A 13,752-nucleotide genomic window follows, 5' to 3' on the forward strand; every position below is an offset into this window, starting at 1 on the left:
CAGCCCAGGGTTCGGCCATTTCTGTATCTTCGGGATGTGTGCGAGCAAGGAGCGGCCATGAGCCGTCCCTGCTCGCATAATCCTCAGGGCGTGCCTCTAGATGATGCTGCCCTCATGCACGGTTTTGAACAAGTCGGCATTCTTGCTGTAATCGACGTTCACGCCAATGAGCACAGGCCCCGGCCGGTCGAACGCCGTGCGCAGCGCAGGCGCCAGTTCGTCAGGGCCGGCAACCTGGATGCCCGACGCACCAAAAGCCTCGGCATATTTCACGATGTCGACTGGCCCCAGATCGGTCCCGGAAGGCCGGCCGTATTTCAGCTCCTCCTGTGCGGCGACCATGTTGTAGCTGCCGTCGATCCAGACCATGTGAACGAGATTGGACTTGAGCCGGACCGCAGTCTCCAGTTCCATGCCGGAAAACAGGAAGCCGCCGTCGCCGGACACCGACAGCACCTTTTCCGCCGGGCGGACGATGCTCGCCGCGATCGCCCAGGGGAGCGCCACGCCAAGCGTCTGCTGCCCGTTCGAAATCAGCACCTGGCGCGCACGAAAGCTCGTGAGATAGCGGCAGAGATAGAGACTGAACGAGCCCATGTCCGAGCAGAGCGTCACGTCCGGCGTCAGCATCTTCTGCAGTTCGGCAATGATCCGCAACGGATGAACCGGGTCACCGCCCTGCGACGCCGCCTGTGCGATCAGTTGCGCCCGATCCGCCGCGATATGGTCGAGCAATCCCCTGGACTGGTCGGTCAGGCCGGGGCGCGTAAGCCGGGCGGTAAGCTGGCTCAGGCTCTCTTCGATGCTGCCGATGATCTCGACGACGGGGTTATAGTCATTCTCGATATTGGCCGGCACCACGTCGATATGGATGATCGGCCGGTCGGAACCCCGGTTCCAGATCGACGGCCAATATTCCACCGCGTCATATCCGATGGTCAGGACGACGTCTGCCGACTCCAGCAACCGATCGGCAGGCTGGTTGTCGATCTGTCCAACACGGCCGCCAAACGCCGCGAATTCCTGTTCCGAAAGCGCACCGGCGGCCTGGAAGGTGCCGACAACCGGAAGGATAGTCCTGCCCAGCAGGGCGCGTATGGCCTTGGCGGCATTGGGCTTGCTGGCCATCAGCCCTAGCAGCACAACGGGATTCTTCGCCGCATTCAGTATCCGGGCAGCTTCGGCCAGAGCGGGACCCGAACCGGGGCCCTGACCCGTTATCCCGCGAAGCTGGATGGGTTTGCACGCAGCGGTGCCTGCCATGATGTCCAGCGGCAGGCCGACAAAGGCCGCACCGGGGCGATCGCTTTCGGCCGCGCGAAAAGCCGCGGACAGGACTTCGGCGGTCGCGGCAGGAGAATCCACCTCGGCCGAATATTTGGTTACCGGCTTCATCATCTCGACGGCGTCGAGCGTCTGGTGCCGGGCCTTCAATCGATCGGCAACCGCGACGGAGCCGCCCAGGGCCAGGATCGGGTCACCTTCGGAATTGGCGGTGGCCAGCCCCGTCGCGAGGTTCGACACACCGGGCCCCGATGTGGCGATCGCAACCCCGGCCTTGCCCGTCATCCGGCCGATACCGCCGGCAATGAAGGCAGCGTTCTGTTCATGGCGACAGACCACCGTTTCGATGCTTGAATCGACAAGCCGGTTGAAGACCGCATCGATCTTGGCGCCCGGCACTCCAAATACGTGCGTGGTGCCGCGTTGCTCCAGGGTCTCGACCACGACGTCGGCGCCACGGAGCTGGGAATTCTGGGTATCCGTCATTGGAATTATCCGTTTTTAAGGGAAGAAGGGAGGGGGGCATCGCCTTCGGCGGCGGCGATCTTCTGTGCGATATCGGGTCCATCCAGATCCGCCTTGAGGAAGGCATCGGTCGCCGGAAGTTCGATATGGACGTCCTGGATCGTGCAGAGCTGCGCCGTGGCAGCCTCGATCTCGAAATCGAGCACATGGCCACCGGTGCTGTGGTCCGCCGTCAGGAAATGAAGATGGAAGCCGGGCACGCCGAGAACGCCGGCATAGGCTGGCGTGCGAAAGCCCGCGATGGTGCCCTCGACATCGCTCAGGACCGTTTCCTTCTGGCCCTTGGTGGCATCCTGCAATGGCTGGAAAGGGCGATGCTGCTCTCGCACGGTACGGGTCGACACGCGCCTGAAGCGGCCATCAATGCGGATGGCGGTGAAGAGATTGTCCTGTGTTTCGTCCTTCAGGCGCGCCAGGGTGCCGGTCTTGTCCAGATCACTCAGGGCCAGGCAGCTATCCGCCTTGAAGAAGGTCAGGACGGCGAACGGGGTCTTCTGGTCATCGGATACGCGGCGCGCAGAGCCGTCGGCGCGAAGTTGATAGAAAACGCCGTCGAACCCGACCATTTCACCGTCGAGATCATTGAAGGTGCCCAGGCCGAAATCACCATGGCGATGCAATTCGCCATAGCTCACCTGCCCCTCATACACGCCGTCGACCAATGCAGACATCAGGGATGTCTGATAAAGTGCGGCTCCACTTATATCTTTTGCTTTTTTGTCAATAATTGCTCCGGATGACATCATGTCAATCGCGGTTAAAAATGATTTTTTCATTTGTTACCTCAAAAATACAAGGCAGCAATATTTTTGCTATGTTGTTTTTGAGAATTTGGGTGGCGGTTTGTTGTTTTTGAACCATACTTTAGGTTGTGTTGATCTTGGAGCGTCGCCGTCAGCGGGGCAGTATTTCGAATTCAAAGGAGCGATCGCTGGTCGGCACGGGATAGCTACGCCTGCAATCCCGCATAGGGCGGTTCTTCCTGCTGGAAGCGGGCACAAAACCAGAAGTTCGGCCGCCCCGGCGATGATGCCTCTGCCCCGCGATGACGTCGCAGCGCGGGATCACCGGTAAATAGGGAGGCCAGCTCTGGGGAAGCCGAGATGAGGAGCTTTACGTCGGCTCCCAGCGAGCAGGCAGTGTTTGCCGGCCGACACCTAATGACTGCCAAGATTCGCAATGCGTCACGTCAAGCCCGGCACTCCCGCCTCGACCGATGCCGAATGCAAAATGCGCGCCGTGGCGTCACGATCGGTCCGATCGCTGATGGCCATCATTCGAACATCCAGCCGATCGCTTCCCAGGTCGAATGCCATGTAGCCCCGATGGGTTGAATCGAAATAGCGGATCTGCGGGTTGGCGGGCATCGCATTCTTGTAGAAGCTCTCCGGAGGGCCGGACGAGGTTATGGATGACACCACGAATTCCGCCGCAACCGGCTTTTGGCCCGGCTTGTCGAAATCGCGATAGAGGTTGTTCGCCCAGAACGAATGGTAATCCCCCGCCAGGGTAACGGGATTGCGGATGCCGCTGGAAACCATCGTATCGATCAGTCGCCGCCGGGCCGCACCGAAACCGTTCCAGGTGTCGGTCCAGATCACCGGTCCCTTCGGCGTGTCGAACACCATTGGCGCGATCAGCAGGTTCTGGACGAGCACGTTCCATTCGGCCGTGCTGCGGTTCCAGCCCTCGTAAAGCCAGCGCTCCTGCTCGAAGCCCAGGAAGGTGCGCGAGGGGTCTTCCAGGTCCGGGCAATCGATCGCGGTCATGTGACCCTTGCCCGAACCCTGCTCGATGCAGGCGGGCGGCGAGCGGAACTGGCGTCCGTCGAGAGCATCGAACTGTGCCAGCCTGCCCCAGAGCAAACGGTTATTGATGCGGTATCCCTCCGGGCGCATGACCCGGGAAAGCCGCACCGGCAGGTTCTCCACGAAAGCCTGATAGGCGGCCTGGCGTCGCTGCCGGAACCGGGCCGGGGGAAGCTGGTCCAGTTGCTTGGACCAGATGCCGGAATAGTCATCCTGGACTTCGTGATCGTCCCAGATGGCGATGGCGGGGGCGGCGGCGTGGAGCGCCTGGAGGTCGGGGTCGCTGTGATGCAGGGCGTAGCGTCTGCGATAGTTGGCCAGGCTGTCCGCCTCGGGCAGGTCGCCATAGCTGCGCACACGGCCGCCGACCAGCGGCTGGCCGGGGCTTTCATAGATGTAGTCGCCCAGAAACAGGGTGAAGCGGCTGTCCTCTTCCTGCGCCATGTGGCGATAGGCGGAGAAGTAACCCCATTCCCAGTGCGAGCAAGAGGCCGCGGTAAAGCGTACGCGGTCCACGGCGGCGTCGGGGCGCGGCGCGGTCCAGGCGCGGCCGGTCGGGCTGTTCACGCCCTGTGCGATGAAGCGATACCAATAGGGACGGTCGGGATCGAGACCGGAAACCTCGACATGAAGTGTAGAACCGAATGCGCGCCGGGCCAGGGCCTCGCCGACTTTCACGATGTGGCGGAAGCCTTCGTCGCGCGCGACTTCCCAGCGTACCGGAAGGTCGTCCGGCGCGCCGCCCATGCCGTCCTCGGCGAAGATATCCGGCGCGATGCGCGTCCAGATTACGAAGCCGTCCGCAAGTGGGTCGCCGCTGGCGATACCCTGCGTAAACGGGTCCTGGGCGGCAAAGGCGCGGCCGCAGGTGAGGATCGCGGGAAAGCCGACGGCAGCGGCGGTAACGAGGCGTCTGCGGCTGATGCCGGTGCTCAGGAGGGGCATGGCGTTCTCTTGCTGGCAGCGAACCGGCGCGTGCGGGCACACGCGCCGGACGTCGATCAATAGGTGTAGTTCAGGCGGACGCCGAAGGTCCGGACGGGGTTGGTCGAAACCGTGCGCGCGGAAATGAAGCGGTTGCGCGTTTCCTGCACATAGTTGTCGAACAGGTTGTGTACCCAGAAGGTCACGCGGAACGCCTTGTCCGGCGGGGCTATGGTGAAGTTGGCGTTAGCCAGCCAATAGGCGGGGATGGTCGAGACATCGGATTCGCTCCAGCGGCTCGATCGATAGTTCCAGTTTACCTCGGGCGTGACCGACCAGTCCGCGATCGGAACCTGCCAGGATGCCGATCCCTTGTAGTCGATCTTGGGCAGGTTCAGTCGAACCCCGTCGTAATCCTGGTACTGGATCTGGCTATATTCGCCCGTAGCCGGGTCCTGGGTGGCGGATACCGGGGCCATGTATTCGTCGAACCGGCCCATCTTGTAGGCGAAGGACTGCGTGATCTGGAAGCCTTCCACCGGTACCACGGTGACTTCGAGTTCGCCGCCGTAGAGATGGGCGCGCGGCGCGTTGAGGATGCGGCCGACGCGAGTGTTACCGGTATAGATCACGCCCTGGAGCTGGTAGTCCCGGTAGTCGTAATAGAAGCCCGACAAGTTGACCCGCAGGTGGTTGTCGAACAGCTCCGATTTCAGGCCGAGTTCGTAGGCGGTGATCTTCTCGGGATTGTAGGGATCGCTCTGCGAGGGGATGCTGGAATTGTAGGTGGTGAAGCCGCCCGACTTCACGCCGCGTGACACGCTGGCATAAGCGTGCGCCGTTGGGGCAAAGCGCCAGTCCAGCGCGGCCCGGCCCGACCACTCGTTCATTTCGAGATGACGGTCGGACGATGCGCGCAGGGTATAGCTGGGATAGACGATCTCGGTCTTGAAGTTCTCCAGGTCGCGCGTCTCGTGTTCGAAGCGCAGGCCGCCGGACAGCGTCAGTGAGGGAGCAAGGTCGTACTCGGCGTTTCCGAAGACGGCCGACGTATTCACCTTCTGGTCGTAAGTCGTCTTGAAGATACTCCCGGCACCGGCATATTGCGTGAAATCGGACAGGAAGCCACCGCCGACGTTCTCGGCCGAATGATAGCCGCCGACCAGCCAGCGGAACGGCTGGTCCTGCTTCGAGGCCAGGCGCACTTCGCCGCTGTCGACGTCGATGTCATTGAAGAAGTAGGTGCCGGCTTCGTTCGAACTGGTGGCGTCCCAGTCGTTGAATTCCTTGCGGGTGAAGTGGCGGTGGGCACCGATCGCCGTCAGGGTGCCGAAGCCCAGGTCGCTGGTCAGACGGGCCTGCGCTCCGTAGCTCGTGTTGTCGCGATAAGGCTTGGCGTCGCTGTCGGCACCGATGAGTTGCGCGAACTGGGTGGAAATGCCCCAGCCGGTCGCCCGGTGGTCCGTATCGGCCGGATACTTTCGCCCGCTGCCGTCGGTAAAGGCCTGAAGCAACTGAAGCCCGCGCCCATCCGACTGGTCGCGCATGTAGTCACCGGCGAAGTCGATCGTCGTCGCGGCACTAGGCTCCCAGCGCAGCTTGGCGCGAATGGCCTTGGTGTCCTTGTCGCCCAGCTTTTCGCCGGTATCGCGATTGTACTGCCAGGCACCGCCCTGGCTTGAAGTGACGGCCACGCGCGCGCTCAGCGTCTCGCTGAGGCCGCCGGTCACGAAGCCGTTCATCTCGAAGGCATCGAAGCGGCCGTAGGAGACGTCGAAACCGGCATGGAAATCATGCGACGGCGTGCCGGTGATGACGCTGATTGCGCCGCCCGTCGTGTTGCGGCCGTAGAGTGTTCCCTGCGGTCCGCGCAAGACCTCGATCCGTTCGATGTCGAACAGCGTACCCTGCGTCATGACGCCATAGGGCAGTGCCACTTCGTCGACATAGACGCCAACGGTATTGGTATTGTTGGCCGCGTAGTCGGTGCCGCCCACGCCGCGCAGGCGGAACTGGGGTTGTCCCCCGCCGAACTGCTGGTCGACTTCGAGGCTCGGCACGCTGTTTTCCAGGTCTGTGACGGTCTGGATATTGCGGTTCTGCGCTTCTTCGGCACCGATGACGGTCAGCGCGACCGGCACGTCCTGGGCGGATTGCTCGCGGCGCTGGGCGGTCACGGTGATCTCGGCAATGCCGCTTGCGTAGTCCCCGGCGGCGACGGCGCTATCCTTTCCCTCCCCCTCCCGGGCTGCCAGCTTCTGACCCAGCACGATCGTCTTGCCGTCGTTGCTGCGCAGTTCGAGCGGCGAATTGGCGATCAGGGCACGCACTGCGGCGTCCAGCGGCATGGCTCCGTTCAGCGGCCGGGAACGCAGGCTGGCGATCGGCCCCTGAGGAAAGAAGATCTGCACGTCGCCCTGCCGCGCCAGTTGCGTCAGCGCGCTGGCCAGCGGCTGGGCGGGGATCGTGAAGGAACGCGCCGGTGCGGCGAGGGCGGGCGCGGTGAACAGGACCGATGTGGTGCAGACAGCAGACGTGGCAAGCAACGCCGCGAAAAGCGGCGCGCGGCGAAACCGTGCAGACATGAAATGAGACCCCTTGTGGAGGGCGCCCTGCGGCGCCTCTGTCCTCCAAGACGAACCGGCCCGCAAAAACCTCCATGGCTGCTTAAAATTTTTTAACGCGCCCGGTGGATCTGCGTTTTGCAGCGGGGCGTACCGGTTCTCAGCGGGTCAGTACGAAAGTTCCGTCACGCGGCGTCACGCGGATTCCAAGGCCGCGATCGAGCGCAAACAGAAAGGCTTCGGGGTCTCGCGTCGTGAAGCGCCCACCGACAAGGGTGTCGGTGATGACGGGATCGGCGATCACGATCTTGTGGTCGAGATAGCGATTGTACTCCCGTACCGCGCTTTGGAGCGGCTCGTTGTCGAAAAGAATCTCGCCCTGCTGCCAGGCGACCGCGGCGGCCAGTTGCTCGGTGCTGGCCGCGCGCACGGAGGGCAGGGCAGCCGACAGGAGCAGCCCTTCGGTGGATGTGGCGGTTATTCCCCTGTCGGCGGAGCTCCCGGGTTCGCGCGGCCCCGCAATGGCGCGCCCGCGAAGCACGGTGACGTCCATTGAGCCGATTTCGAGCCGAACGTTGAATCGCCCGGAGGTTAGAGTGGCGACCCGGCCCAGCCCGTTGACCTGGGCCGGTATGCCGCGTTCCAGTTCCAGGGCGACTTCGCCGCGCTCGATCCATAGGGATCGCTCGTCACGGGAAAAGCGCCATTGCAGGACGCTGTCGGTGTTCAGCATGGCACGGCTGCCGTCCGGTAGAATGATGCGGCGGGTTTGGCCGATCTTCGAACTGGCGCTTTCCCAGGCATAGGCCTGGGTCGCGAAACCGCCGGCAGTGGCCAGACCGGCCATGCCGAAAGCCGCCGCCGAAAACAGCGCTTTGCGACGTGTGAAAAGCGACGGCTCCGCATGCTCAAGCGGTCTGCCCGCGGCATTCCAGGCAGCGAGCGCGCGCACGAAGGCGACGGCATGGGCCGGATCGGCACTACGCCAGACCTCGAAATCGGCCTCGTCGATGGTGCCCGCCTCATGGCGCGCCAACCAGACAGCCGCCTGTTTCGTCGCCTCCGCGCGAGAGTTTCGTTTCATGTTGAAGATAGTCATACCCGACGCGTCACACCAAAAGCCGGATCATAAGACGAGCGAGCGCGGAAAAACCGCCATGCCGGATGCAGTTTTTTCGCGTTGCTTATCCTTGGCCGGACAGTTCGCGATCTCCATCCGAATCGAGCGGCAAGATGTCTTCGTCCAGCAGGCGCGCCCGAATCAGCAGTTCGATAGCGCGGGCCAGACGTTTCTCGAATGTAGAGATACTGATCCCCAGGTCCGCCGCTATGGCCTTCGAGGATTCGCCTTCGATCCGGCGGCGCACGAAAACGGTGCGGGTCCGCTCCGGCAGGTGTGCGAGGAAATCCGACACTTTCCGAAGGCTCTCCCGCCCAGCGGCCACGCGGTGCTGATCGGGCTGCTCGTCGACAAGCGGCAGATGCTCGGCTTCGATGAGCTGCCGCATGTCGACCACGCGGCGGCGGCGCATCCGCTCGATCGCGATATGGCGCAAGCTGCGGGCGAGATAGGCGGGCGGGTTCTCGATCGCAGCCCAACCCTGCACCGAGAAGAGGCGTGCAAAGGCTTCCTGCAACAAGTCCTCGGCTTCGTCGGCCGAGCCGGTTAGCTTTCTGGCAAAGGAGCGAAGCCGGGCCTCGTGGGGAAGCACTTCCTCGACAAACCAGGCATCAATCGGGCGAATGACAGGCACGAAGCAACCAAGCAGGGGGGCGAAGGGGCCGCTCCTATGGTTCCGTCATTTCAAAACGATGACGATCCAACCTGTTTTGGGGAACCCCATCTCTGGAAAGGCATGACGAAAATTGTTGCAGTAGAGGATCTGAACTTCATCGACGGTCGGTGATTAGGAGGCAGCGCCATAAGGGAAGCGTGACGGAAGAATACGGGAAGCTGCCGCATTTCATGTCTGAACCTTCGGAAGTGACGGGGACGGGTTTAGAGGCAGCTCGCGCCCAGAATAAGCCCTTCGATGCGGCTGCGGGAACGTGGGCTCACGCTGGGACCGGTAATTGACAACCCTCGCTGGCATGACACCGCCGACATTTCGGTTCGAAAGGGCAGTGGACTGGAGTGCAGATGGCGATATGCCATGCGGCATGGCCATTGAAAACCTATCCAAGATACTTGCAAAACAATTGGAAACGCAGCGCATTGTCGACGCGGCCCGTAGCGTGATCGCTATGAGGGGCATCGGAGGAATGAGCTTACGCAATGTCGCGGAAGCCGCTGCTACTTCAGTGGGTTCGATCAGTTATCGCATCGGTGATCGTGCAGCATTGATTGCTGCCGTGCTGGATCGCGAGATCGAACTGGCTGCCACGGCACGTGCGGAATGGAGCGAGCGGGTCGGCGATCACGACCCTGTGGTGAGTGGTATCCTGCCAGACCTCATCTGCGAATGGCTGGATCAGGGGGCAGGAGTAAGACGTACTTCAGCGATCGTCATGTGCGAACTGGCATTGGCGGCCGGACATGAACCGCAGTCGCTTCCCGCGATTTCGGCCTTGTTCGAAGAGGGGGAAGGACTGTGGCGCGATTTGCTGTCTCGTTCGGCTCAGGGGGAGAGGCTGGCGCGCCTCATTGCTCGCTATTGTCTCGATGAACAGGTCTTTTCCATCCTTCTGGCAGACGAGGCGGATTATCGCTTGCTGCGCCATTCGACTATACGCGGCTTGCTGCGAAGCGGCCGCGTAGATGCTGATCCAACCGCTACTCAATGGCATATGGCGCTGGTCGAACGTTTGGCGATACCGGCGGCCGCGGCCTTCGATGAAGTATCTCCCGTTCCGTCCGGGTCCAAGGGCGTCATTGCCGAGAGGATCGCCGACATCGTTGTGGAGCAGGGTGTGGGCGCGTTGTCTCACCGTACGGTCGCCCAGGCATTGGGCGTCGCAACCTCCAGCGTGGCCCATCATTTCCCGACCCATCGCGATATTCTGTTCGCAGGGGTGGAGGCCGTCTATCGTCGAATGCGCAGCCAGATTCATGCCGCTGGCGCGCGCTCGGGTAATGGCGACATCATTCGGCTGACTCACGAATGCGCGCTTTCGGCCCTGACCGACCCAGCGTTTCACCCTTTCGCCATCGATATGCGCCGCCGCCGCGCGGAGAACGTCCATGCTTTGTATGCCCAGTGGCTTGGCATTGCGGAGAGTTCTGATCGCGCACGTGTGCAGGCGATGGTCATGGCTTCGATCGGCAACGGCCTGCGCACAATGGCGGAACATACCGATTGGCCGGATATGAAAGAGCTGATTGCAACCCTGATATAGACAGTACATCTGTATTGAACATGCATTTTGATAGGGTAAATATACAGTACAAATGTCTCAAAAGAGTCACTGAGGCGCTCTAGGAGCTCCGCCTGAAGACCCCCGGTCAACAGGACGGAGCCCTCCCATGTCTGCTTTCCATCGCAAGCGTACGATCCACCTTCTTTCGACCATTTTGACCGGAGCCGTTGCGCCCTGCTGGGCATTTGCCGCGCAGGCCGAGGAGATCGCCGTTGCGGACGATGCGCTTCCCGAGATCACTGTCACCGCAGAGCGTCGCGCCGAGAGCAGTCAAAAGGTTCCGCTGGCGATCCAATCGATCGACGGCGAGACACTGGCCAAGATCGGCTACACCTCGGTCACCGACCTGCAATACACGATGCCGGGCGTGCAGTACGATCCCACTCAAGGCGCCGCGTTCCAGATCCGGGGAGTCGGCAGCACCTCGTTCGACTTTTCGAACGCCAAGTCGGTCAGTGTAGTCGTCGATGACGTGGTGATGGACGGCCAGCGCGCCAATGGCCTGACCGGCCTCGTCGACATCGACCGGGTTGATGTGCTGATGGGGCCGCAAGGAACGCTGTTCGGCAAGAACGCCACGTCGGGCGTCATCGCGGTGAGCACCACGAAGCCCAAGCTCGATGAGTGGTCCCTGCGCGCCAGCGCCAGCTTTGGCGAGCATGACGAGCGTATCCTCAATGCCACCGCCAACGTGCCGCTCGGCCCGATCGCAGCCTTGCGCGTGTCCGGTTTCGACCAGGCCTTCGACGGTTTCGGCCGCAACGTGACGTTGAACCGAAAGGTCGGGTCGCAGCACGAGTACGGCGGTCGCGCGCGGCTCTATCTGGAACCTTCGGATAGTTTCAACCTGACCCTTTCGGGCGACTATGCCTATCACTGGGACAGCAGCGTGCGCACGCCCGTTTCCGGTCAGTCGGCGGAACTCACCGCCATCCTCAACGAACTGGGCGTCTATCCGGGGCCACGGAGCGCGGACACGGCGGACTCGTCCTTCGGCCAGATCACGACCGAGGAATGGGGTACGTCGCTGAAGGCCAACGCCAAGCTCGGCGATCATGACCTGACCTCGATCACCGCCTATCGCGTGACCCGCTACGACAACTCGACGCCGGCCAGCCTGGCGCCTTACGATCGCTATGCGTACATCCCCTTCAATCTGGGTCAGCTCGACACCGACAAGTTCAGCCAGGAAATCCACCTGGCATCGCCCACCGGCGGCTTCGTGGAATATCTGGTCGGTGCCTTCTACAACCGCCTGCATGCGCGGCAGACGCAGTTGCAGTGGTCCACCGGCGGGCAGCCGCTTTACGACAGCGCAGGCACGCCGCTGCCCACGCTGATCGCGCTGACCGGCGCGATTGGAAAGGACGGCAATGCCTCGCTATTCGATTCGGTGAACGAAACGATGGCCGCCTTCGGCCAGCTCAAATTCAACTTCACCCCGCGCCTCGCCCTCACGCTGGGCGGCCGCTACACGCACGACAACAATTCCCAGAGCATCGACTACGTCACCATCAACCCTGAACCGATCGCAGGATATACCCCTGCCTTCACCGCTTCGAGCGCAGCACCGGCCTACGATTTCGGCCAGGTGAAGGGTGACAATTTCTCGTTCCGCATCGCGCCGACCTATCAGGTCACCGACAACGTCATGCTCTACGCGACCTATTCCACCGGCTACAAGCCCGCAGGCATTGCGTTCGTCGGCAACAAATACGCGCCTTATCAGGATGAAACGGTGAAGGCCTGGGAAGCGGGCATCAAATCCGAAGGGTTCGGTCGCCGCCTGCGGTTTAACCTCGACGCGTTCCGGTCGGACTTCAAGGACTTCCAGGCGACGATCCTGACGCAGATCCCAGATGGTGCGGGCGGAACGATAAACGCCACGGTGATCGGCAATGCCGGCGGCCTGCGCACCCAGGGTATCGAAGGCAACCTGGTGGTCCAGCCGATGCGCGGCCTGCAGTTGTCTGGAGCAGTAACCTACACCGACGCCAAGTTCACCGATTACGTCTACAACGCCACGACCAACTATACCGGTTCGCGACTGACGAACGCGCCTGAATGGTCGGGTACGGCGTCGATCGATTACGATCACGAATTCGACTCGGGCCTCGGCTTCAAGGCCCATGCCGACTATGCCTATCGCAGCGAGTACTGGACCGTCGTGGGCCAGCCCGCCTATTCCCACGTTCCGGGCTATGGTCTCGTGAACGGTCGCCTCAGTGTCACGCTGCCCAATCGCCCGATCGAGGTCGGCGTCTACGCACGCAACCTGTTCGACAAGTACTTCTCGACCGGCTGGCAGCAGTACGGCGTGCTCGGCCTGCTGCACTATACCTCGCCCAATGCGCGCCGTACGGTCGGCGGCTTCATCAACGTCAGCTTCTGAAAGCAAGATGGCCGGGTCGGGCTACCGATCCGGCCCATCCGTGACCGGAGATTATTATGACCACACGCCGTGCGTTACTCGTCGGGGCGCCCACCGGCATTCTGGCTGCTCAGGCCGCCTTTGCGCCTTCCGCTTTGGGCGCTGCTCTGGGCATTACAAGCGCCGAGAGCGACGCCGAGGCCCTGGAGCGGCTGATGGTAAAGACGCTGGATGGCGAGCTGGGTGATCAGGCCGTTGCCCGACAACTGGCCGCACATCTCACCGAAGCGGGATTTCGCTGGGGATATCCGACATTCCCGTTGCGCGAAGCCGACAGCGTCGTCGCCTATAGCTTCGGCTATCGTTCGCCGACCGGCAAGGTCGATCCTGATACCGGGCTTTCCGAGAGCGGGGAGGCGTCCGAACCGGGACCGATCAATGCTCTGCTGGCCGATGCCGTTTATGCCATCGCGCGCGCCCGCGCCGTGCGCGTCTATGCGCAGTGGGAGATCGCCCAGGTCCTGACGCAGAAGCATGGCATGCAGGGCGTGGTGTCGATCCATCCCATCACGGGGCCGGATGGCAAGACGATTTACCTGAGCACCGATGGCGTCGCCAAGGCCGTTGTCGCCCGTGCCGGTTCCGCGCAGGCATTGGGCAAGGTCGCCGTTGTCGGTCACCGCGACCACGTCAAGCGCTGCGTGATCGTCTCTCGCGATAATGGCATGGACGCATCTGTCGCGCGCGAGGTGCCGCTGCCGGTGCAGTACGATCCCGAGTCCGCCCAGCCATGGACGCGCCGCCGTGATGCCTATCTGCTGACCGACCTCGTTGCGCAGCTGTCCATTACGCGCAATCGTGTCATCGCCGAACTTGGCGCCGACCATTGATCGGGACACCGTCCATGCGGACCATCAAC

General features: G+C 62.4%; 9 protein-coding genes. 3 read left to right on the top strand and 6 right to left on the bottom strand.

The features are described 5' to 3' along the window. Window positions 1–96: 96 nt before the first annotated feature. The 6 genes from alsS to AC4D6D_RS19860 all read right to left on the bottom strand — a co-directional run bounded on the left by alsS (window position 97) and on the right by AC4D6D_RS19860 (window position 8,859). Window positions 97–1,770 (bottom strand): acetolactate synthase AlsS, encoded by a 1,674-nt coding sequence (alsS, locus tag AC4D6D_RS19835; RefSeq protein WP_491328730.1) that lies wholly within the window; start codon window positions 1,768–1,770, stop codon window positions 97–99. A gap of 5 nt (window positions 1,771–1,775) precedes the next feature. Beyond that, the gene (gene budA, locus AC4D6D_RS19840; protein ID WP_491328731.1) at window positions 1,776–2,585 is read right to left on the bottom strand and encodes an acetolactate decarboxylase; all 810 of its coding nucleotides are present in this window, start codon (window positions 2,583–2,585) and stop codon (window positions 1,776–1,778) included. 408 nt (window positions 2,586–2,993) lie between these two features. Continuing rightward, on the bottom strand, window positions 2,994–4,562 hold the full coding sequence (locus AC4D6D_RS19845; protein ID WP_491328732.1) for an alkaline phosphatase D family protein: 1,569 nt from the start codon (window positions 4,560–4,562) through the stop codon (window positions 2,994–2,996). Between the two features lie 56 nt (window positions 4,563–4,618). Continuing rightward, the gene (locus AC4D6D_RS19850; RefSeq protein ID WP_491328733.1) at window positions 4,619–7,126 is read right to left on the bottom strand and encodes a TonB-dependent receptor; all 2,508 of its coding nucleotides are present in this window, start codon (window positions 7,124–7,126) and stop codon (window positions 4,619–4,621) included. A gap of 139 nt (window positions 7,127–7,265) precedes the next feature. Next, window positions 7,266–8,189, bottom strand: coding sequence for a FecR family protein (locus AC4D6D_RS19855; RefSeq protein WP_491328734.1), 924 nt, complete (start codon window positions 8,187–8,189; stop codon window positions 7,266–7,268). 100 nt (window positions 8,190–8,289) lie between these two features. Next, a complete protein-coding gene (locus tag AC4D6D_RS19860; RefSeq protein WP_491328735.1) occupies window positions 8,290–8,859 on the bottom strand; it encodes an RNA polymerase sigma factor in 570 nt (189 codons plus the stop codon). A 337-nt stretch (window positions 8,860–9,196) separates the two neighbouring features. Between AC4D6D_RS19860 and AC4D6D_RS19865 the strand changes: the two genes are divergently transcribed. The 3 genes from AC4D6D_RS19865 to AC4D6D_RS19875 all read left to right on the top strand — a co-directional run bounded on the left by AC4D6D_RS19865 (window position 9,197) and on the right by AC4D6D_RS19875 (window position 13,723). After that, on the top strand, window positions 9,197–10,441 hold the full coding sequence (locus AC4D6D_RS19865; RefSeq protein WP_491328736.1) for a TetR family transcriptional regulator: 1,245 nt from the start codon (window positions 9,197–9,199) through the stop codon (window positions 10,439–10,441). 127 nt (window positions 10,442–10,568) lie between these two features. Then, window positions 10,569–12,854 carry a TonB-dependent receptor gene (locus AC4D6D_RS19870; protein WP_491328737.1) on the top strand — a complete coding sequence of 762 codons (2,286 nt, stop codon included), beginning with the start codon at window positions 10,569–10,571 and terminating at the stop codon, window positions 12,852–12,854. A 56-nt stretch (window positions 12,855–12,910) separates the two neighbouring features. Continuing rightward, the gene (locus AC4D6D_RS19875) at window positions 12,911–13,723 is read left to right on the top strand and encodes a hypothetical protein (protein ID WP_491328738.1); all 813 of its coding nucleotides are present in this window, start codon (window positions 12,911–12,913) and stop codon (window positions 13,721–13,723) included. The last annotated feature ends 29 nt before the right edge of the window (window positions 13,724–13,752 follow it).

The sequence above is a fragment of the Novosphingobium sp. BF6 genome (genome assembly GCF_058273105.1).